Origin of the sequence: Brevibacillus choshinensis (assembly GCF_001420695.1) — a bacterium.
GTDB classification, from domain to species: Bacteria; Bacillota; Bacilli; order Brevibacillales; family Brevibacillaceae; genus Brevibacillus; species Brevibacillus choshinensis.
Genome location: NZ_LJJB01000013.1, coordinates 1,621,599 through 1,643,473, shown reverse-complemented (window position 1 = coordinate 1,643,473; position 21,875 = coordinate 1,621,599). Strand labels below are relative to the sequence as shown.

Sequence of the window (21,875 nt, the reverse complement as noted above, 5' to 3'; positions counted from 1 at the left end):
AGGGAGCAGTGGGGATGGATTACGACTACAGCATGAAAAACTTACAAAAGTGTAAGGTTCCTGAAAGTTAACTCGATAGTTCCCACTTCAGATCCCCTTTACAATGAAATCAACTCATACGGATCATGAAATGGGAGATCGATAATGAATACCGCACTCTTATATCCACAATTGAATCATCAGCAAATTTACGAAGAATACTCCGCCAAAATATATCGCTATTTTCGCTATCGCGTCAAAAACGTCTGGGATGTCGAGGATCTGACTACGACGGTGTTCATCAAGGTATACTCCAAGCTGGAGCAATACGATGGTCGCCACCCGTTCGGAGCGTGGATTTTCCGCATTGCCCACAACGCATTGATCGACTACATGCGCAAGAAGCGGGAATGCCCGGTCGATCAGGAGACGTTTTCCGCTATGAAGGCAACAGATGATCTGCCGGAGGAGTGTCTCATGACGCAAGAATCAACGGATGTATTGTGGCAAAAGGTACATACCTTGACGGCTGATCAGCGCAACGTGATTCAGCTCCGGTATCTGGCTGACCTGAGAATGAATGAAATTGCTGAGATCTTGGGAAAAACGGAAGCATCGGTGAAAATCCTTCATTTCCGCGGAATCAAAAAGCTCCAGCAGATGATGAAGGCGGCCCAAGCTTAGGATGGACAACAGGTCCATCCTTTTTTTTACTTTCAGTGGGTTTAAGATCGCTGGCGCGACAAAGGATGAAAGTATAAGAAAAACTTAGGGCTTTCGCTATTGGACTGGGCGACAAGCCCAGTTTTTCTAAGGTATAGTATAGGGGGGAACGAAAGCAAGACTTAGGAATGAAGGGAGTTACAACCGATGTCGACCATTATGATCGTAGAGGACGATCCTAAAATCAATCAATTACTGCAGAGTCAGTTGGAAAAATATGGTTATCATACAGTGAATGTCGAGCATTTTGACCGGGTCATGGACGTATTTACAGAGGTGCATCCGGATCTGGTTTTGCTCGATGTGAATTTGCCTAAATTCGATGGGTTCTACTGGTGCCGTCAAATGCGCCAGGAATCCAATTGCCCGATCCTGTTCATCTCAGCCAGGGATAGCAAGATGGATCAGGTGATGGCGCTGGAAAACGGGGCGGATGACTACATTACCAAGCCGTTTGACTACGATGTGGTCATGGCAAAAATCCGCAGTCAGCTTCGGCGCGCCTATGGCTTGTACGCACCTCAGGAAGGGGAGCGGACTGTCGAGGTAGCTGGCCTCAAGCTGTTTCTGGAACGAATGGAGCTATCCATCCACGAGAACAAGGTCGAGCTGAGCAAAAAGGAAGCGCTGCTGCTGGAAGCGCTGATGAACCAATATCCGCGCGTCGTCAGTCGTGAGCGTCTCTTGGAAAAGCTCTGGGACGAGCAGTTTGTGGATGAGAACACATTGAACGTCTACATTACGCGCGTGCGCGGAAAGCTGAAGGATATGGGGCTAGAGGGTGCTGTAGAGACGGTGCGTGGCTCAGGCTATCGCTTGAAGGCTGTCTGGGAGGACGGGCAATGAAGCTGTTTCTCCGAGATCAATGGGCCTTTGCTGTTTTTTTTCTCGTTCAGCTCATTTTGCTTTTGCTCATCATTGCGCTGGATGGTTATTGGAACGAATCGCTAATGATTTATGCTGTGTTCCTGTCGGTTTTTTTTGCAGGGGCATTTATGGTAGTGCGTTATTTGACGCACCGGTCGATCTACCAGCGTCTGAGCAATCCGGTACAATCGCTGGAAGAGCTGACGCAGACGCACGGCAATGCGGCAATATGTCGTGCACTCGATGAGACCTTTCTCGAGCATTATCGGCTGTACAAGGAACAACTGCATGCGTATGAAAATAAGCAACGCGACTACACGACGTTCATCCAGCAGTGGGTTCACCAGATGAAGACCCCTATCTCCGTCATTCATTTATTGCTGCAAAATGAAGACGATCCGACGGCAGAAAGTGTCCGGGAAGAAGTCGATCGAATCAAGCGAGGGCTGGAAACCGTCCTGTACATCGCCCGGCTGGATCGCTTTGAGCAGGACTTCCTCGTAGAACCGGTGACACTCCACAGCTTGGCACAAAATGTACTCGCGGAAAACAAGAGACTGTTCATCCGTAATCAGGTGTATCCCGAGCTAAAGGTGGACGGGCAGTGGCGGGTGGAGTCAGACGATAAATGGCTGTCCTTTGTCTTAACCCAGATGTTGACCAATGCCGTGCGCTATTCAGCGGGCAAAAGCAACAAGGTGACGATCCGTGCTTATGAGCTAGGTCCGAACGTCGCCCTAGAAGTACAGGATTACGGGATCGGGATACCCCTGGAGGACATCCGACGTGTGTTTCAGCCGTATTTTACAGGGGAAAATGGGCGCAAATACCCGGAATCAACGGGAATGGGTCTGTACTTGGTCAAAGAAATTTGTGGTCGCTTGCATCACGGGGTAGAACTGGAATCTGAAGTAGGTGTAGGAACGACGGTACGGGTGATTATGTCCGCTGTGCTCCCAACCTTACAAGATCGTAAGAAAGCTGAAAGTTAATTCGATGGCGGTACGAAGTGCGCTTCCGTATAGTGGGAATGAAGGTGAGAAAGGGGTAAGACCGATGGACATGTTACAGGTGAAAAGTCTGAGTAAGATATACGGAGGCAAGGTTACTTACCGCGCGCTGACTGATATAGATTTTACGATTCGCAAAGGAGAGTTTGTGGGCATCATGGGACCGTCAGGCAGTGGGAAAACGACGCTGCTTAACATGATCTCTACCATCGATTCTCCGACTTCCGGGGCCGTTCTTTTAAATGGAACCAACCCTCATTTATTAAAAAAAGAAAAGCTCGCACTGTTTCGTCGCAAGGAGCTGGGATTCGTCTTTCAAGATTTTAATCTACTCGATACGCTGACGATTGGGGAAAATATCGTACTGCCGCTCACGCTGGAGGGTGAGGGCGTAGCGGTCATGGAGGAAAAGCTGCAGACGATTGCAGCTAAGCTGGGCATCCAGGAGATTTTGGACAAACGCACATTTGAGGTATCTGGTGGACAGCGACAACGGACAGCAATTGCACGTGCCATCATCCACACGCCGTCGCTCTTGCTCGCAGATGAACCGACGGGCAATCTCGATTCCAAATCATCGCGTAGCGTAATGGAAACGCTGGAAGCCATCAATAAATCGGAAAATACAACGATGATGATGGTCACGCACGATGCCTTGGCAGCGAGCTATTGTCACCGCGTCATTTTTATCAAGGACGGTCAGTTGCACAACGAAATGTACCGGGGAGAGAGTCGCCAGGTGTTCTTCCAGAAGATCATTGACGCACTGTCGTTTTTGGGAGGGAACAACTATGACCTTTCGACAATTCGCGTGTAACAACGTTTTACGCAACAAGCGTACGTATGCTGCTTTCTTTTTGAGCAGCGTCTTTTCCGTCATGATCTTTTTTGTCTACGCAATGTTCATTTTTCACCCGGGGATTGCCGATGAGGAGATTCATGGGTCTGTCGCGACCGGAATGATGGTGGCGGAATACATCATCTTTCTGTTCGCGTTTTTCTTTCTCTTTTATTGTGTAGGTGCCTTTTTGAAAAAGAGGGAGAAAGAGTTCGGCATTCTGTTCATGCACGGGATGACGGCGAAGCAACGCAATCTGCTGATCTTTATGGAAAACATGCTAATCGGTATCGTCTCCATTATTTTTGGAATTGGACTGGGGCTTGTACTGGGGAAGCTGTTCTTTCAATTAGCCGGTTTTTTACTGGACGTACAGGCATTGGAGTTTTACTTTCCCTGGCAGGCGATCGGCTTGACGTTTGTCGCGTTTCTCATTTTGTTCGTAGCGATATCCTTCTTTACCGTCTTGTTATTGCGCAGCCGCAGTCTCTTGGATCTGCTCCAGGGGAGTCAGCGACCCAAGAGGGAACCAAAGGCTTCCGTGTTCCTATCGCTTTTGGCTGCAGGTCTGATAATCATCGCGTACACGCTCGCGCTCACGGCAGATGGGATCTCTGTGGTGGTCCTGCTTTTGCCTGTAACGGTCTTGACGATCGCCGGAACGTACTTGCTCTTCACACAGATGAGTGTATTCCTCATTGCCTTTCTAAAGAAGAACCGCTTCTTTTATTGGAAACGGACCAACCTGATTACGCTATCAGATCTGGACTACCGGATGAAAGACAACGCACGGATGTTTTTTCTCGTCAGCATCGTTTCGACGATCGCCTTTTGTGCAATCGGAACGTTGGCCGCATTGGCAGGGTCCATCCAGGAAACCGTGGTCAAGACCAACCCGTTTGCTTTTGAATACCAGACGAAAAAGAGCAATCTGGAGGAACAAAAGCATCTCTCTTTGATTGAAAACGGTCTACAGCAAGCTGGATTTTCCTTTGAAAAGCACCAGGTGACGATGCGGATCTTGCCGCAAAAGGTGAATGAGGAAAAGGTCGGTGTGGTCAAGCTGTCGGACTACAATCAATTCGCCCTCGCTGCAAATACGAGGGAACTGAAGCTGAATGAGAATGAGGCCTTCCTGGTGGTCCGATGGTTTGGCGATGCAGTGGAAAGCAAGGTACTGGATGTCGGTCAACGCCAGCTGATCGTCAAAACGGACACGAAAATGAATCCGCTGCTGAGCGGGCTTGATTTCGAACGGTTGGCTGTCATTCCGGATGCTGTCTACGACGGGCTAACCGGCTTGGAAGAAGAGATGCGCTACGGATACGTCGTGCCGAAATGGAAAGATACGCAAGAGATTAGCCTGAAGCTGGAAGAGCAGATCGAGCATTACGGGGAACATTACTACTTTTCCGCCCGTGCGCCGGTCTATCACTCCATGAAGCAGATGGCGAATATGGCTCTGTTTATTGGATTGTTTGTAGGGGTTCTGTTCTTTGTCGCTGCGGCCAGCTTTCTTTACTTCCGTCTGTACACCGATCTGGAGAACGATAAGCGGCAGTACGGGGCGATATCGAAAATCGGACTTTCTGATCAAGAATTGTCCCGAATTGTGACTATCCAGATTGCGCTCTTGTTCTTTGTGCCGATCGTCGTGGCGATCATTCACAGCATGGTCGCGTTCGTCTCGCTGCAAAGCTTGTTAAAGATCATGCTCATTGCATCCGTGGTCAAGCCGACCGCGATCGTACTTCTTAGCTTTGTCGTCGTCCAGGCGATCTACTTCTGGATTATCCGCAATCGCTACTTGTTCCATCTGAAGCGATCTATGTCCCGATAAAGGAAAGCAGACCTCGTGGATGGCTGACCGACCTGGTGCACGAGGTCTTTTCATGTCCGAGCGCGAACTTACATAAAATAGGATGTAGGAAAGTGTGAGGAGGACGATAAGAGATGGAGCAACAGTCCTGGATGGAGAAGGCAGTAAAGCTTGCTCTGGAGAACGTGCTTCAAAGTCACGGCGGACCTTTCGGGGCCATCGTCGTCAAAGACGGTCAGATCGTAGGGACAGGCTGCAATGAAGTAACGGCGACGAATGATCCTACTGCACATGCAGAGGTCCAGGCAATTCGCGAGGCATGTCGCAACCTGAACACATTTCAATTGACGGACTGCGAGCTTTACACGAGCTGTGAGCCTTGCCCGATGTGTCTGGGAGCGATCTATTGGGCACGACCGAAAATCGTCTACTTTGCCTGCACCAAGCAGGATGCGGCGGAAATTGGATTTGATGACCAGTTTATCTACGAGCAAATCGGGATTCCATACCCGGAGAGGTCAATTCCCTTCATGCAAATTCATCCAGAAAATTATCAGTCTCCATTTGAAGCATGGAGGGAATCGCAGAGCAAAGTCGAGTATTAACCAGAGAAAAGGCAGTCACCCCAAAGGGCGTGGCTGCTTTCTGTTTTTTATAATCGGAAATTGTGAGGGAAAAAGATGAGCTTATCAACATAGCGGAGGTGAGGAGAAGCAGGTTTCCGATCTGCGCTCCAGCCTACACCCCGCGAAGACCTACTTTGGTCGCCTTCCTACATTTTCTTTATATCACTTAATAATATGATAAACAAAAATAAAAAATTGAAAATGCTTTCAAAATCAAATTTTCAGATAAACTGTTGCATATTGTCGAAATTCGTATTATAGTAACAACATTAATAACGAAATTCGTCTTATATTAAAAAATATTTGACTGTTTAGAGGAACAATTATTAGGGAAAAAGACGAATAAGGTAGGGATGATATGGAAGAGAAATTCCGAAGATCTCTTTATCCAGAATTAGATGACATCGATTACGGTATTGTCCGTGCCTTACAGGAGAATGCACGTCTACCTTTTACCCAAATTGCAAAAGAGCTTGGCGTCACGGAAAAAACCATCCGGATGCGAGTTCAGCAAATGCAGGATGAAGGAGTCTTGAGTCTGGTAGGCATTGTGAATCCAGTCAAAGCGGGGCTTAACGTACAGTCTTTCGTTCAAATCGCTGTAGAAGCGGACAAGCTGGACGATGTAGTCGCGGTGTTGAACGGAATTGTGGAAGTACGCTTGGTTGTCCTGACTACTGGGGAATACCAATTGATCACGCAAATCCTGGTTCGCAACTATGAAGAATTATCGCAATTTTTAATGAAAACCTTGAACAAAATACCAGGTGTCACCAGAGTAAACGTGATTAATGAATTAAAGATTTTAAAATCCAAGTACAAATTCGTTCGATAGACACATCGCGACATTGGAAGGGGGAATGCCATCGGAGTAAGTGCCGTTGGGAAAACATCATTCCAAAGAGCCTAAAGACAGAAAAATCAATCTGTCAGCTAGTTTAGACAAAAAAGAGAAAAGGGGTCATCCTATGTTTTCGAAAAAAGCCAGCAAAACATTGATGAGTGCCGTACTGGGAACCATGCTTTTGGTAACAGGTTGTGGAGGAGGAGGCAGCGCTACTCCTAGCACTGACGGTGGAAATGCAGCAGCTCCTGCACCATCCACAGGTAAAAAAGTAATTAACATCGGACTGAAAGCAGATCCTCCATCCATGGACCCGAACATTTCGACGTCCCTGTATGATCGTCAAGTATACGCAAGCCTTTATGACAAGCTGTTTGAGATCGACCCAACTGGAAAGCTCGTGCCAATGCTTGCTGAATCCTACGAGGTTACACCAGACGGTAAAACATATACATTCAAATTGAAGCAAGGCGTAAAATTCCACGACGGTACTGAATTTGACGCTGAAGCAGTGAAGTTCAATTTCGAACGCAACATGACGGACGCGAAATCGAAACGCAAAGGCGACATGAAATTCGTGGAATCCGTTGCAGTAGTCGACAAGAACACCGTGAAGGTTCAAATGAAGGAACCATTCGCACCATTCCTGTCTATCCTGGCTGACCGTGGTGGTACGATGGTATCCCCAGCAGCGGTGAAACAGTATGGTGATCAATATCTCAACCACCCAGTGGGAACCGGGCCTTTCGTCTTTGTTGAGCAAGTAAAAGGCGACCACGTAACCCTCAAAAAGAACGAAAACTACTGGAACGGTGCACCAAAAGTAGATGAAGTCACTTACAAAGTATTCACGAACGGCACTGCGAAGGTACAAAACCTGCGTTCTGGCATGCTGGATATCATCGACGATACACCTGTAAAAGAAATTCCAGCAGTAAAAGGCGATTCCAACCTGCAGCTGACTGCAGAATCCGGATGGGGCTTCCAAGGTCTCTACCTGAACAACTCCCGCGCGCCATTTGACAACAAATTCCTGCGTCAAGCTGTAGATGCTGCTATCGACCGTGAAGCATTGGTAAAAGTACTGTTTAACGGCTATGCAGCACCTGCTCACACTGCATTTGCAAAAGGCAGCTTGGCTTATAACGAAGCTTTGAACACTCCAGTAGCTCCAGACGCTGCGAAGATCAAAGATTTGTTGGCACAAGGTGGACAACCAAACGGCTTCAGCTTCAAACTGTACATCACTTCTTCTCCTGAAAACGAACAATTGGGTGCTGTTCTGCAAAACATGTGGAAACAACACGGTATCAACGCAACTCTGGAAAAACTGGAGTATGGTCAATTGCTGGAAACAGGCGAAAAAGGCGAATTCGATGCACTGCAACTGGGCTGGTCCGGACGTCAAGACCCTGACCAAAACTTCCATGACTTCGTAGTATCGGGTACTTCTAACAACGATGGTCGCATTAATCTGCCAAAATTGGATGAATTGGTACTGAAAGCTCGCAGTGAAGTAGATGAAACAAAACGTAAAGCCCTGTATGAAGAAGCAACCAAATTGCTGCAAGATGAGGCAGGTTACTCCTACATGTACCATCAATATGTGCTGATCGGTATGAACAAAAAAGTAACGGGCTTCACCTATGTTCCAGACGGTCTGATCCGTACAGCAACTCTGGACAAGCAATAAGCTAAGCTTACGACTTCAAGAGTTTCTACACTATAACAGCAAGAGCGAGGAGGAATTGTCATGATGTTTGTGGTCAGACGGCTACTGCTGACAATCCCGATTCTCCTGCTGGTGTCGATTCTTACGTTCTCTTTGATCCATATGATCCCGGGCGATCCTGCCCGGGTCATTTTAGGACAAGAAGCGACACCGGAAGCCTATCAGGCACTACGAACGGAGCTGGGATTAGACAAGCCGATCGTGGTGCAATATTTTTCCTGGCTAGGAAAAGTGGTTACGGGTGATTTGGGAATGTCCATTACGGACCGGATTCCGGTCTCCGAATTGATTAAGCAAAGGCTACCCGCAACGGTGGAGCTGACAATCGGGACGTTTCTCGTAGCGATACTCATCGCATTTCCTGCGGGGATCCTGGCGGCGACGCGACGTGGGACCTGGATTGACTACACGAGTACCTTTACTGCACTGGGAGGTATGAGTATCCCGAGTTTTTGGTTAGCCATGATGATGATCATCTACTTTGCCGTTGAGAACCAATGGCTGCCTTCATCGGGTTACGTTTCCTTCTTTGAAAATCCTACGCAAAACCTGATGGCAATGGTTCTGCCCTGTGTGGCCACTGGCCTGAGGGAATCGGCCGTCCTCATGCGTATGCTGCGCTCCTCGTTGCTGGATGTGGTCAATATGGACTTTATCCGCACTGCAAAAGCAAAAGGCTTGAACGAAGCACGTACGATTCTGGGTCATGCCTTGCGTAACGCGATGGTGCCAGTCGTAACGACATCCGGTCTCATGATCGCAGGTCTCTTAGGTGGTCTTGTTATTACGGAATCGATCTTTTCTATCCCTGGTTTTGGTCGTTTGATTGTTGAATCAGTATTCAAACGGGATTATGTAACGGTACAAGGTGCGATTCTCGTCTCCGCTGTACTGGTTGTTATCGTAAACCTGGCTGTAGATATTTTGTACGCAGTCATTGACCCACGCATCAAGAGCGGGAAAGGAGCGGGTGAGTGATGAAAACCCTAGGCAAATTTCTCCGGAACGGGTTGGGCGTCATCGGAGCGGTGATTATTCTCGGACTCATTGTGGTGGCGATCTTTGCTCCCCAGATTGCTCCGTACGATCCAAACGCACAAGATTACAACAAAATCCTGCTTGCTCCAGGTGGCGATCACCTGTTTGGAACGGATGACCTCGGTCGAGATATTTTCTCCCGTGTCGTTTACGGGGCGCGCATTTCCATGGAAGCCGCATTGATTTCTGTCGGGATCGCGATGCTGATTGGTGTACCGATTGGGCTCTTATCTGGTTATTACCGCGGCTTTTGGGACGAGTGGGTGGTTATGCGAACCGTTGATGCGATGCAGGCATTTCCGTTCTTGATCTTGGCTCTCGCGATTTCCGCTGTACTCGGATCTGGATTCGGCAACGCTATGCTGGCGATCGGTATCGGGTTTGCTCCCGCTTTTGTCCGCATTACACGAGGTCAAGTACTGAGTCTTCGAAATATGGAGTACATTCACGCAGCACGCTCGGTTGGTGTAAAAGACGCACGCATCATTTTCCGTCACATCTTACCGAACGCACTCAACCCTATCATGATTCAAGCCACACTGGCGATGGCATCGGGTATCATCGCAGAGGCTTCTCTCTCCTATTTGGGACTGGGTGTACAACCTCCTACACCATCGTGGGGTAGCATGTTGAATCAGGCACAAACGTTAATGTCGGTAGCACCGTATGCTACTTTCTATCCCGGTATTGCCATCTTCTTGGTCGTGCTCGGTTTCAACTTGTTGGGTGATGGATTGCAACAGGTTCTAGATCCGCGGTCACGAAAATAAAACAGAGGGAGTGGAGCAGATGACGACCATCTTGGAAGTGGAACAACTGAGAACCCGGTTTCGCACAGACAGCGGTGTCGTCAGTGTCGTTGACGGCGTCGACTTCTCCATCCGTGCCGGCGAAACACTCGGCGTCGTAGGTGAATCAGGCTGTGGGAAAAGCGTAACCAGCCTGTCGATTATGCGGTTGCTGCCGCCAAACGGAAATACGGAAGGCACGATCCGCTTTAACGGAAAAGACGTTCTGGGGCTGTCGGAAAAAGACATGCAGCGAGTACGTGGTAACGAAATCGCAATGATTTTCCAGGAGCCAATGACTTCGCTCAATCCTCTCCACACAGTAGGCAGACAGATTGAAGAAGCAGTCATGCTCCATATGAAAGTGAGCAAGGCACAAGCAAAAGAACGGGCGATTGCTATGCTCAAAGCGGTAGGGATGCCGCGTGCCGAAGAAATCTACGGCGAATTCCCGCACCAGCTCTCCGGTGGTATGCGTCAGCGGGTCATGATCGCGATGGCGATGTCTTGTGATCCCAAGCTGATTATCGCGGACGAGCCAACAACGGCTCTCGACGTGACGATCCAGGCGCAAATCCTCGATCTGATGCGTGACCTCAAGGAAAAAACAGGGACATCGATCATGCTGATTACACACGATCTGGGTGTCGTTGCTGAGATGTGCGATCGCGTTATCGTGATGTACGCCGGTCAGGTCGTAGAAGAAACCGACGTTGATACTTTGTTTGAAAGTCCAAAACATCCATATACCATTGGCCTGATGAATTCGATTCCGGAGCTTGACGATGAGCGGGAGTACCTGGAGACCATTCCGGGAGCAGTTCCATTGCCACAGCAAATGCCAAAAGGTTGCCGATTTGCGCCGCGTTGTTCCAAAGCGATGGCGATCTGTAATGAACAGCCGCCTGAGCTGTTACAGCTGGACGGTCAAAAATGCCGCTGTTGGTTGTATGCAGATGGGGGGGAACAAGAATGACGACACCTCTGTTGGAAGTAAAAGGGTTAAAGCAACATTTTCCCATCAAGGGCGGTTTTTTGAAAAAGACGACGGGGTACGTAAAAGCCGTTGATGGTATCGACTTGCAAGTGTTCCCGGGTGAAACGTTGGGAATCGTAGGTGAATCTGGCTGTGGGAAATCTACCACGGGCCGAAGCATTTTGCGACTGCTGGAACCGAGCTCGGGTGAAGTATGGTTCGACGGTAAGGACCTGGCCAAGCTTCCAAAAGAAGAAATGCGCCAGATGCGTAGAAATCTGCAAATGATTTTTCAAGATCCGTACGCTTCTCTCAACCCGCGCATGACGATCAAGCAAATTTTGATGGAGTCGCTCATGGTGCACAATATTGGTACCATAGCCGAGCGTGAGAAAACCATCGAAGAGATCATCGAGATCGTTGGGCTTCGCAAAGAGCATTTGAACCGTCATCCACACGACTTCTCAGGCGGACAACGTCAACGGATCGGAATTGCTCGTGCTCTGGTCGTAAAACCTAAGCTAATCATCGCCGATGAGCCTGTATCGGCTCTGGACGTATCGATCCAGTCGCAGGTACTCAATCTGTTGAAAGACTTGAAAAAAGAATTCAATCTGACATTAATGTTCATTTCTCATGACTTGTCAGTAGTCAAGCATTTGTGCGACCGAATCGCCGTTATGTATCTGGGCCGCGTCGTAGAAATTGCCGATAAACGTACGTTGTTTGAAAATCCGAGCCATCCGTATACACGGGCCTTGCTGTCCGCAGTTCCGGTGGCCAAACCCCGTCAAAAACGGGAACGAATCTTGCTTACAGGCGATCTGCCGAGTCCGGCAAATCCCCCAAGCGGTTGCACCTTCCATCCGCGTTGTCCTTACGCTACGGATGTTTGTAAAACGACAGTACCGAGTCTGGCCGATATCGGAGCCGGACAACTGGTATCCTGCCATCTGGTGCAATCGGGTGAACTCAGCCGTTAGAGGCAGGACGGAGGAACAAAATGATTTACTGGCAACTTTTTATCGCGTTTTTCCGCATCGGTATTTTCGGTTTTGGGGGAGGTCCTACCATGGTTCCCCTGTTTCACACCGAGTGCGTGAAAAAGTATAAATGGGTTACAGATGAAGACTTTGCAGATAATCTGGCTCTAGGTAACGCACTTCCAGGACCGATTGCCACCAAGCTGGCTGCTTTTATCGGCTACAGGGTAAAAGGCTGGAAGGGCGCACTGGTAGCGAATATCGGTGTCGTGCTACCTGTCGTGATCCTGATGATCGCTCTGCTGGAGGTTATATACAAGTGGAAGGATGCGCCTGGAGTTTATGGAATGATTCAGGCGATTGGGCCTGTGATCGCAGTCATGACGGGCGTACTCACTTGGGAGTTTCTGCAGAAGGCGTGGCAGGGTGCATCCAACAAGACTGGCGTAAGCATTTCACTCGCCCTTTCCCTAGTAGCATTACTTTTTCTTGACTGGCATCCGGGTATTGTTGTGGGTATAGCCTTGGTCATTTCCTTTGGTTACTCCACCTGGTCTGTCCGTAAGCGCAAGAAAAAGGACGGCAAGGAGGGCGCGGCATGATTTATCTTCAGTTATTCTGGGCATTTTTCATCTCTAACATCTTGGGCTACGGCGGCGGTCCGCCAAGTATTCCACTGATTCAAAATGAAGTAGTCGATCATTACAAATGGATGTCGGTAAAAGAATTCGGGGAAATGCTGGCGGTAGGAAATGCTCTACCCAGCCCGATTGCGACGAAGCTGGCTGGCTACGTCGGCTATCAGGTAGCAGGTGTACCCGGTGCGACAGTGGCGCTGTTCGCAACGGTGGCTCCTACCGCAATCGCCATGATTCTACTGCTTCAATTCATTAATCTTTTCCGCAGTGCACCACAAGTAAAAGCCATGACCCAATCGGTTCGTCCAATTGTCACTGTACTCTTGGGAACCATGACATACCAATTCATCATGGGAGCTGTAGAAGGAATCGGATGGATGCAAACCATCATCCTGTCCGTGGCTTCGTACTTGCTCCTAGAAACTTGGAAAGTACATCCTGCCATCGTCATAGTGGCGGCCATGGTGTACGGGTTTATCTTCATTGGCTAGCATTTACTGTTCACAAGGAGGCAATAAGCATGGCACATTTTGACGCAATGGAATACCCGTATGCATCACGACGCATGACTACCTTTGCCACAAATGGTATGGTAGCAACTTCTCAGCCGTTGGCGGCACAAGCAGGCCTAGATATCTTGAAAAAAGGCGGAAACGCCATCGACGCTGCTATTGCAACGGCAGCTTGCCTGACCGTCGTAGAACCGACGTCCAACGGCATCGGCGGTGACGCGTTCGCGTTGGTTTGGGTAAAAGATGAGCTGTACGGATTGAATGCGAGTGGACCAGCACCGCAAAGCATTTCCATCGATGCTGTAAAAGCAAAAGGACATGAAGAAATGCCGACATACGGCTGGACACCAGTGACGGTACCGGGTGCACCTGCTGCTTGGGCTACCTTGTCCAAACGTTTTGGTCGTCTTCCTTTGACGGAGGTATTGAAGCCTGCGATCGATTATGCGGAAAACGGCTATCCGCTTTCCCCTACGCTCGCGCATTACTGGAATGTAGCATACAAGAAGTTTTCCAAACTTTGCACCGGACCAGAATTTGCGCATTGGTTTGAAACGTTCATTCCAGGTGGAAAAGTACCGCAAGCCGGAGACATTTGGAAATCCCCTGGACATGCGGCTACCCTGCGTCAAATCGCAGAGACAAATGGTGAGAGCTTCTACCGTGGAGAGCTGGCGGAGAAGATCGATGCGTTCTCCCGCGAGTGCGGTGGCTTTTTGACCAAGGAAGATTTGGCTGCATTTGAACCAGAGTGGGTCAAACCACTGAGTGTAAATTATCGTGGTTATGACGTGTGGGAGATTCCGCCGAACGGTCAAGGTATGATTGCCCTGATGGCACTGAATATCCTCAAAGGCTTTGACTTCGATGCCAAAGACACGACAGAAACCTATCACAAACAGATTGAAGCGATGAAGCTGGCATTTACGGATGGTTTGAAATATATCACTGAATCCGACAAGATGAGCGTGACAGCGGAAGAATTGCTCGCAGAGGAATACGCGAACACTCGCCGTGCATTGATCGGAGACGAAGCGCTGACTCCAGAGCCAGGAAACCCACGTTCCAGTGGTACTGTGTATCTGGCAACTGCTGACGGTGAAGGCAACATGGTATCGTTTATTCAAAGTAACTACATGGGCTTTGGCTCTGGTGTAGTCGTTCCAGGAACAGGCATTTCCTTGCAAAACCGCGGACACAACTTCTCGCTGGACCCTGCTCACGACAACCGATTGGAGCCAGGAAAAAGAACGTTCCACACGATTATCCCAGGCTTCCTGACCAAAGATGGCAAAGCAGTAGGACCGTTTGGCGTCATGGGTGGCTTCATGCAGCCGCAAGGACACGTACAGGTCGTGATGAACACCATCGACTTCCACCTCAATCCACAAGCTTCTCTGGATGCTCCTCGTTGGCAGTGGACGGAAGGCAAGGTCGTTGAGCTGGAGCGCCACTTCCCTGAGCATTTGGCGATGGCTTTAGAGCGTAAAGGCCACCAAATCAAATGGGCACAGCTGGGCAACTACTTTGGTCGCGGTCAGATCATCTGGCGTGATGAAAACGGCGTGCTGAGCGGCGGTACCGACATGCGTACGGACAGCTGCATCGCGGCGTGGTAAGAACAAAAGCCTAAAGAAGAACCGTATGGAGCCAAAGCTTCCGTACGGTTCTTTTTTGCGATAAAGTCAGTCAGACACCGATTACAATACAAATAATTAGAAATCATGCTAAACGATTGCAAAATGCTCGTGAAGATGTGGTAGTGGTGTATGAAAATCCGTATCCTCTCATCGAAAAACGCAAGCAGCTGAATCTCGATTGAGTTTTATACGGCCTTCTACCCGATTAGTATCGGTAAGGAATGACAAGAAGTGGAGTCCAGAGCGCAAGAGCTCCTGACAAAGCTGTGGAAAGTGTGAAGGGAATCGTCTCTCTCAAAGTGCTTCCACAGATAGCTGCAAAGCCCTTTCCAAATCCCCGAACACCACAATCCGCGACTGCCGGAAGACCTCTTTTCCCCCCATGAACAATAGGATGGTTGGAGCAGTGAAAATGAGAAACTCCCCTGACAGGCTCGGTATCTTTTCAATAGAAGCTACCAGAAACTCGATCTGGGGATAGCTCTTCAGCAGCTCTTTTGTTTTCTCGAATGTCGCGTCACATACACCACAGTTGGCCATTTTTACAAATAGCAGGCTCACTGGTTGGTAGGCGATTTCCGATTTTAGCTCGGATAGTTCCATATGTTCTCGCATGTGCTGCCACCCCCGAAAAAGGCAAGATAATTTGACCCCATTATCATAGCAAAAAGCCCTCCATTGAGACAGAGGGCTTACGACTCGAACACTACTTCGCTCTCACGACACTCTCAAACTGCCCTTTATGTGCCCCGTTACAGTACGGTTTGTTCGAGGACAAACCGCATCTACAAAGATGGACCTGCGCTTTTGTTTCCATGGGATTTCCTTCACCATCCAACAGGGTGAACTCTCCCGTGACCAACAAGGGACCATTATCCAAAACCTTGATATCCGACATCTTATCACCTCCTGTCCTTCTGGTTATTTTTTCACAAAATGCCAACAGTTACACGGGCCAGGAGTAATGAATATTTTCCTCCGATTAAGCTACATTTCGACAGATTTCTATTGAGTAGAAAAAATATATTGAAAAAAATCCCAAAAATTTTAAGATGTACATGCAACAAAATTTCCCATTTTTCCGTCTGTGAGTGTGATACGTTTCTCCAAAAGATGGAAGGGGTGCAAGGGGTGCTGTCCAATTTCGTCATTGTTCCGGTGCTTCTCGTCATGATGATTGCCGTCTACACCGATCTGCGCAGTCGCCTCATTTACGACTGGCTCACCCTGCCAGGAATCGCCTATTTTCTCATCTACCACGCGTTTGCCCATACGGACCAATGGACTATGTATGCGTTAGGTGTCGTGGTGACAGGGGGTATCTCCTTAGTGATGGCGGTGGTGAGCAATGGGCAATTGGGCGGAGGAGACATCAAGCTGTTTGCGCTGGTAGGGGCAGCAGTCGGGTGGAAAGCAGGCTTATATATTTTGTGCTTCACCTACTTGCTGGCAGGCCTCATCGTCATTCCCATCTGGTTGGCGACAAAATGGTCGGGAAAACGGGCAGCAGGACGAGAAATTCCTTTGGCCCCTTTTATTGCAGGGGGAACGAGCCTTTTGCTCATGGCTGTAGCTTTTATCTGAGATAAGGATAGGGAGAGGGAATCACTCGATGTTGGAATCGAAACGAAGAGCAATTATCTTTTTGACGCTGTCTCTCATACTGGCAGCGACGGCAGGCTTTTTGTTTTTGAAAAAGATCAAAGACTTGAATTCGCAGCTGGGTGAAATGGTAGATATTTACGTGGCGAGTACGGATATCGCATCACGGGCACTCATCCAACCTGACCAAATCAAGACCATGCAAATTCCGAAAAAATATGCGGATCATTCCTACGTGACTGATAAAGGCAGTCTGAAAAATCAGGTAACCGTTGTTCCACTGTCGGAGGGGGACATCATCACGAAAAATATTATCAAGCCTGCTGCGACGGTCAGAGACCAAAACAATCGCCTCGTGACGGTATATGCATCCGGCAATATCATTTTTGATCAGCAACTGGAGTCATTGGATCGCGTAGATGTCATTGTCTCCCATGAGGTGAATGGGAAGCCTGCTACAGAGGTCTTTATGAAAGATGTGCCAGTAGCGATGGTCGCGAAGACGGACAATCAATTTAAAGGGGTCGCCCTGGAAATGCCGTTCGAACAGGTGCCAGCCTTTATCCACCAGCAACACTACGCGCAAGTCATGCGGATTCTAAAGTCAAATGTAGGAAAAGGAGAATTAGGCATCCCGCAGCCATTCCAAGAGCAACAGCCTAGGGCAACCACGCCTACTGCACCAGCTACCGGGCAACAAAGCCAGCCCAAACCGCTAAGCGTACAACCGTCACCCGCGCAACCTACACCTACGCAACCAAAACCTGTACAACCAACACCTGTCGTCAAACCGGAGGGCAAGTCATGAATACAGATGTGAAAATTCTCGTTGTCGCTGATTATGACTCGATCAAAAGCTTGCTGCGAGAGGCGCTCAGCCATCATGGGCATGTACAGTTCACTACATCGCGTGAAGTAAAAAAGGAAATCGACCGGATCGCTCCCGACGTCGTCTTGATCGTCCAGCCAGAGGACGGATCAGGTGTAGAGCTGGTGCAATACATACAAGGAGAGCTTCCGGAAGGCCTCGTCATTTTTTTGACGGAAAAGCAAGATTTCGTCTTGCTGCGGGATATCGTTCGCGCAGGGGCTATCGAATATATCTTGATGCCTGACGAACTGGCCCTGTTGACGGATCGCTTGGACAAAATCGCTGAGCTGGGAGAGCAGCAGCAGCGAAAAAAGGGAACGGCCACTTCGGGTAAGGCGTTTGTACGTGGTCGCGGAAAGGTGTACTCCTTTTACAGCGGGAAGGGCGGGAGTGGTCGAACGCAGCTTGCTACTGGTTTCGCGCAGGCACTCAAGCTGGAATCTACGGCGCGTGTTCTCCTGATTGATTTAAACCTTCAATACGGGGGAGTAGAGACGTTTTTCTCGCTGGACTCGAGCCGGACTCTCGCCGATCTCGTGCCCGTCATGAACGAAATGAATGAAAATCACATTCGCAACGTGTCACTGCGCGAGGCGCATTCCAAGCTGGAGGTGCTGACGAGTCCACGCGATGCCGAAACGGCGGAAAACATGTCCGAGGAGTTCGTCACCAGGCTGATTCGAGCTAGCCGACGCAGCTACGACTTTGTGATTATCGATTTGCCGACACATATGAACGAGTTGACGTACACGGCTCTAGAGGAATCGGATTACATCTACTACGTGATGAATCTGGACACCCCCTCCGTCCAAATCTATCGGCTTTCAGAAGAGTTGTTCAGACGTCTGAGAATCGATACGGAAGGGCGACTGGAAGTGGTGGTCAATCAGGTAGGCAGGGATAACGAGCTGACGGTCTCTGATCTGAAAGGATTGATACAGGTTCCGGTCGCAGCGGAAATATGTCGGGATCACCGAGGCATCCAGGCTGCAGTGAATCAGGGACTACCCTTGCAGCGGGAAGCGAATGAAAAGAAGCTGATTCCAGCGGCAAAAGAGATACGAAAATGGGTTCTGACCAAGCTGTCGTAGGAGGAGGGAAGCCATGGCGTTGTTCAGGCGAAAAGAGGAAAAACACATACCGACCGAAGAAGCCCTGCGCCCGATAGCGGCTCCTGCCTATCACAACCCGTACATTGATGAGTTGGCGGAACATTACAAATCAAGGCTTCTGCGGGAAACGAATCTGGAGCGATTGACCAGTCTGGCACAAGGCGAAATGCGCTTGGCGATCGAGCGCATGATCTCACAATACATGTCAGAAGAAAAAGTCGTCATTCCCCGCAATGAAAAGGAATTGCTGCTGACTCGGCTGATCAACGAGTCGGTAGGACTAGGGCCATTGGAGCCGCTGCTTGCTGACCCGGACATCACGGAGATATCGATCAACGGTCATCAGCAAGTATACATCGAGAAAAACGGCAGACTGGAAATGACCGATCTGAAGTTTCGAGATGAGGAACATCTCCGCCATATCGTAGACCGGATCGTGGCACCGCTCGGCCGCAGGATCGACGAAAGCTCCCCGATGGTGGATGCTCGCCTGAAGGATGGGAGCCGTGTGAATGCTGTTATTCCACCAATTAGTCTGAATGGAACCCTCGTCTCCATCCGTAAATTTCGCAAAGACCCGTTCGCCATGGAGGACTTGATGCATTTTGGTTCATTCGATGAGGCGATGTGTCGATTTTTACAGGCTATCGTCGAAGCGAAAATGAACGTGCTCATCTCTGGAGGAACCGGGAGCGGGAAGACGACGCTGCTCAATGCCGTCTCGCGCTCTATCCCTGCCTTTGAAAGGGTGATTACGATTGAAGATTCGGCGGAGCTCAAGCTGGATCGCCCCAATTGCATCGGATTGGAGGCGCGTCCGCCAAACATGGAGGGAAGAGGGGAAATCACGATACGGCATTTGGTGAAAAACTCGCTGCGGATGCGGCCGGATCGGATTATAGTCGGGGAGGTTCGCGGTGCAGAGGCATTTGACATGCTTCAAGCGATGAATACCGGTCACGAGGGCTCACTGACGACCGTCCACGCCAATTCGCCGCAGGATGCATTCACCCGACTAGAAGGAATGGTTGTAATGGCAGGAATGGATTTGCCCTCTGCCATTATCCGTGAGTACATCGTCAGCGCGTTGGATTTTATCGTACAGGTCACGCGACTCTCGGACGGTACCCGCAAAATGGTTTCCATATCGGAAATATTCACTGGTCCCGACAAACAGGTGGAAGTAAACGAAATCTTCCGTTTCCAGCGGATCGGGATGGGCAGAAAAGGGGAAGTGCTAGGGTACTTTACTCCAACAGGGAAGACGCCCCACTGCCTGGAGCGCTTGAAGATGTTTGGGATCGAAATGGACGAATCCATGTTTTCGATGGGCGAGGTGAAAAAGCGTGAGCATCTCTATCCTGTTTAGTCTCGCGGTGCTGCTGGGGATCTGGGGGATTTATGACTTCCTTGGCTACCGTGCGAAAAAGACCGAGTGGAAAAAGCGTACAGAGGAATGGTATGACATCAAATCCAAGCGAAAAAGCTTCATCATCGTGTGGGGAGACCGCTTTGACCGCACCGCTCATGCCAAAGAAGTGCAGCAAAGGCTAGTACGTGCCAATATTGCGCTAACTTCCTCCGAATATTACGGCATCATGCTGATCGGCTCGATGGGGATGGCTTTCTTTTTGAGCAACGTCGTCGGGTTACACATGCCTTACAACCTGCTGGGTGGATTGGGTAGTATGTACGCCGCGCAAAGCCTCCTGTTCATCGTGCGGCGCAATAAATACCAAGAGCGTCTGAATGATCAACTGTCAGATGTATGCCGTTTGCTGGCGAACTCTTTGCGGGCAGGACTGACACTCTCGCAGGGGATCGAGCTGGTGGCAAAAGAAATACCGCAGCCGGCTGGACAGGAATTCAGCCGCATGGCGCGTGAGCTACAGCTAGGCGTCAGCTTTGACAGGGCACTAACCGATATGGAAAAGCGCATACCGACGAGGGATTTTCGTATTTTTGCCGCCACGTTGCTCATTCAGCGTCGAGCGGGGGGGAATTTGAGCGAGGTGCTCCATGAGATGGCGGAGACGCTGGAAGATCGTCGGATCGTCAATCAGGAAATCAAGACCATGACGGCTGAGCAGCGGTACGTTTCCATTCTCGTTCCAATCATGCCGATTGCCCTCGTGCTCATGATGAACACGATGAACGAAGGCTTCATCGATCCCCTGTTCTCTGGCTTTGGCCTTGTACTGCTGGGACTGTTCATGGTCGGTACGGTACTTTCCTACGTTCTGGTCAAAAAAGTGACCAACATAAAGGTGTGAGAAAATGGATGCCCTCATCGTCACTAGCCTGTTTTTGTTTCTCTTGTTCTTCGGGATCTTTTTAAAAGAGGCGTACCGTTACTCGGTCGAAAAGGAAAAGCTGATTGCCCACGTCCATGACGCAACAGGCAACAAAGTCTACGACGTGCGAAAGCGGGAAACGACTTCACAAAAATGGATCAAACGACTCCTGACCTACAGCGATGACTACTCGGCTTTAGGACAGCGCATCAACTTTTTCAGTGAGTCACATGAGGTGGAGGAGTGGCTGTTAAAGGCTGGACGGCCACTCGATCTGACTGTCGCTCGGTTTCAAGGGGCCAAAATACTGCTGGCCTTGATCGGTCTTATCGCAGGAACGGTGTTTTTTGTCCTCGGCTTTCCCTTTGCTCTCTTTGGCTTGATTCTCTGGCCATTAGCAGGCTATTTTCTGCCGATCATCCTGCTGAAGAACAAGGCGAGAGAGAGGCAAAATCAGCTGCGCTACGACCTCCCAGAATTTCTCGATACTGTCAGTGTTACCCTGCAGGCGGGAGTAAGTCTCGATCATGCCTTACGAGAAGTCATTCAGTTTTTTCAGGGGCCATTACGGGAGGAGTTCTCCCGTTTTAATCAGGAGCTGGATCTGGGTGTTCCTCGTGAAAAAGCGTATGAACAGCTACTGCGCCGCAACGACAATCCAGAGTTTCAGATGCTGATCAAGGCACTGATTCAGGGAATGCGGCTCGGGGTGCCGATCGCGGTCACGTTTAAAATCCAATCCGAAAACATGCGGCGTATTCGCAAGGAACTGATCAAGGAAAAGGCTGCGAAGGCTTCACCAAAAGTGACGCTGATCACTACGTTTGTCGTCGCTCCGACAGCCATCATGCTCATTGGTGGGCTGATGGTGCTCAACATCATGGAGGAAGCCAGCCTGTTTTCCAATCTGTTCTCCAAATAAAAAACGATCGGAAAAGGAGGTGATGCTCCCTAGGAAGAGTCAGAAAGTTGACGTATCTTTT

General features: G+C 49.5%; 23 protein-coding genes. 21 read left to right on the top strand and 2 right to left on the bottom strand.

Annotated features, from left to right (window positions below):
- The first annotated feature begins 144 nt into the window (after positions 1-144).
- From AN963_RS28235 to ggt, 15 genes are all read left to right on the top strand, one after another.
- Positions 145-663 (top strand): RNA polymerase sigma factor, encoded by a 519-nt coding sequence (locus AN963_RS28235; protein ID WP_055747790.1) that lies wholly within the window; start codon positions 145-147, stop codon positions 661-663.
- A gap of 186 nt (positions 664-849) precedes the next feature.
- Positions 850-1,548 carry a response regulator transcription factor gene (locus AN963_RS28230; RefSeq protein WP_055747789.1) on the top strand — a complete coding sequence of 233 codons (699 nt, stop codon included), beginning with the start codon at positions 850-852 and terminating at the stop codon, positions 1,546-1,548.
- A complete protein-coding gene (locus tag AN963_RS28225; protein WP_055747788.1) occupies positions 1,545-2,561 on the top strand; it encodes a sensor histidine kinase in 1,017 nt (338 codons plus the stop codon). Before AN963_RS28230 ends, AN963_RS28225 begins: the two co-directional genes overlap by 4 nt.
- A gap of 64 nt (positions 2,562-2,625) precedes the next feature.
- Positions 2,626-3,396, top strand: coding sequence for an ABC transporter ATP-binding protein (locus AN963_RS28220; protein ID WP_055747787.1), 771 nt, complete (start codon positions 2,626-2,628; stop codon positions 3,394-3,396).
- Positions 3,371-5,257: an FtsX-like permease family protein gene (locus AN963_RS28215; RefSeq protein ID WP_055747786.1), complete on the top strand. Its 1,887-nt coding sequence runs from the start codon at positions 3,371-3,373 to the stop codon at positions 5,255-5,257. The genes AN963_RS28220 and AN963_RS28215 overlap by 26 nt, the downstream gene beginning before the upstream one ends.
- A gap of 113 nt (positions 5,258-5,370) precedes the next feature.
- Positions 5,371-5,841, top strand: a complete 471-nt coding sequence (locus AN963_RS28210; RefSeq protein ID WP_055747785.1) for a nucleoside deaminase — start codon at positions 5,371-5,373, stop codon at positions 5,839-5,841.
- 379 nt (positions 5,842-6,220) lie between these two features.
- Positions 6,221-6,697 carry an Lrp/AsnC family transcriptional regulator gene (locus tag AN963_RS28205; RefSeq protein ID WP_055747784.1) on the top strand — a complete coding sequence of 159 codons (477 nt, stop codon included), beginning with the start codon at positions 6,221-6,223 and terminating at the stop codon, positions 6,695-6,697.
- A gap of 133 nt (positions 6,698-6,830) precedes the next feature.
- A complete protein-coding gene (locus AN963_RS28200; RefSeq protein WP_055747918.1) occupies positions 6,831-8,399 on the top strand; it encodes an ABC transporter substrate-binding protein in 1,569 nt (522 codons plus the stop codon).
- A gap of 60 nt (positions 8,400-8,459) precedes the next feature.
- Positions 8,460-9,416: an ABC transporter permease gene (locus tag AN963_RS28195; protein WP_055747783.1), complete on the top strand. Its 957-nt coding sequence runs from the start codon at positions 8,460-8,462 to the stop codon at positions 9,414-9,416.
- Positions 9,416-10,246 (top strand): ABC transporter permease, encoded by an 831-nt coding sequence (locus AN963_RS28190; protein WP_055747782.1) that lies wholly within the window; start codon positions 9,416-9,418, stop codon positions 10,244-10,246. Before AN963_RS28195 ends, AN963_RS28190 begins: the two co-directional genes overlap by 1 nt.
- A gap of 19 nt (positions 10,247-10,265) precedes the next feature.
- On the top strand, positions 10,266-11,240 hold the full coding sequence (locus AN963_RS28185; RefSeq protein ID WP_055747781.1) for an ABC transporter ATP-binding protein: 975 nt from the start codon (positions 10,266-10,268) through the stop codon (positions 11,238-11,240).
- A complete protein-coding gene (locus AN963_RS28180; RefSeq protein WP_055747780.1) occupies positions 11,237-12,223 on the top strand; it encodes an ABC transporter ATP-binding protein in 987 nt (328 codons plus the stop codon). The genes AN963_RS28185 and AN963_RS28180 overlap by 4 nt, the downstream gene beginning before the upstream one ends.
- A 20-nt stretch (positions 12,224-12,243) precedes the next feature.
- Positions 12,244-12,825, top strand: coding sequence for a chromate transporter (locus tag AN963_RS28175; RefSeq protein WP_055747779.1), 582 nt, complete (start codon positions 12,244-12,246; stop codon positions 12,823-12,825).
- Complete coding sequence (locus AN963_RS28170) at positions 12,822-13,352, top strand: chromate transporter (protein ID WP_055747778.1); 531 nt, start codon at positions 12,822-12,824, stop codon at positions 13,350-13,352. The genes AN963_RS28175 and AN963_RS28170 overlap by 4 nt, the downstream gene beginning before the upstream one ends.
- Before the next feature lie 29 nt (positions 13,353-13,381).
- On the top strand, positions 13,382-14,992 hold the full coding sequence (gene ggt, locus AN963_RS28165) for a gamma-glutamyltransferase (protein ID WP_055747777.1): 1,611 nt from the start codon (positions 13,382-13,384) through the stop codon (positions 14,990-14,992).
- Between the two features lie 315 nt (positions 14,993-15,307).
- Here the strand turns inward: ggt and AN963_RS28160 are convergent, their stop codons facing one another.
- Together AN963_RS28160 and AN963_RS28155 are read right to left on the bottom strand one after the other, a co-directional pair.
- Positions 15,308-15,628 (bottom strand): thioredoxin family protein, encoded by a 321-nt coding sequence (locus AN963_RS28160; protein WP_055747776.1) that lies wholly within the window; start codon positions 15,626-15,628, stop codon positions 15,308-15,310.
- A gap of 91 nt (positions 15,629-15,719) precedes the next feature.
- Positions 15,720-15,911, bottom strand: a complete 192-nt coding sequence (locus tag AN963_RS28155) for a CDGSH iron-sulfur domain-containing protein (RefSeq protein WP_055747775.1) — start codon at positions 15,909-15,911, stop codon at positions 15,720-15,722.
- A 233-nt stretch (positions 15,912-16,144) separates the two neighbouring features.
- On the opposite strand from AN963_RS28155, the gene AN963_RS28150 reads away from it, so the two are divergent.
- From AN963_RS28150 to AN963_RS28125, 6 genes are read left to right on the top strand one after another with little or no spacing between them, the layout of a single operon-like run.
- Positions 16,145-16,597 (top strand): prepilin peptidase, encoded by a 453-nt coding sequence (locus AN963_RS28150; RefSeq protein ID WP_236708117.1) that lies wholly within the window; start codon positions 16,145-16,147, stop codon positions 16,595-16,597.
- A gap of 28 nt (positions 16,598-16,625) precedes the next feature.
- Complete coding sequence (locus AN963_RS28145; protein ID WP_055747774.1) at positions 16,626-17,423, top strand: CpaB family protein; 798 nt, start codon at positions 16,626-16,628, stop codon at positions 17,421-17,423.
- Positions 17,420-18,577 (top strand): AAA family ATPase, encoded by a 1,158-nt coding sequence (locus AN963_RS28140; RefSeq protein WP_055747773.1) that lies wholly within the window; start codon positions 17,420-17,422, stop codon positions 18,575-18,577. The genes AN963_RS28145 and AN963_RS28140 overlap by 4 nt, the downstream gene beginning before the upstream one ends.
- Before the next feature lie 13 nt (positions 18,578-18,590).
- Positions 18,591-19,967 carry a CpaF family protein gene (locus AN963_RS28135; RefSeq protein ID WP_055747772.1) on the top strand — a complete coding sequence of 459 codons (1,377 nt, stop codon included), beginning with the start codon at positions 18,591-18,593 and terminating at the stop codon, positions 19,965-19,967.
- The gene (locus tag AN963_RS28130; RefSeq protein ID WP_055747771.1) at positions 19,945-20,871 is read left to right on the top strand and encodes a type II secretion system F family protein; all 927 of its coding nucleotides are present in this window, start codon (positions 19,945-19,947) and stop codon (positions 20,869-20,871) included. Before AN963_RS28135 ends, AN963_RS28130 begins: the two co-directional genes overlap by 23 nt.
- A 4-nt stretch (positions 20,872-20,875) precedes the next feature.
- Positions 20,876-21,814 (top strand): type II secretion system F family protein, encoded by a 939-nt coding sequence (locus tag AN963_RS28125; protein WP_055747770.1) that lies wholly within the window; start codon positions 20,876-20,878, stop codon positions 21,812-21,814.
- The last annotated feature ends 61 nt before the right edge of the window (positions 21,815-21,875 follow it).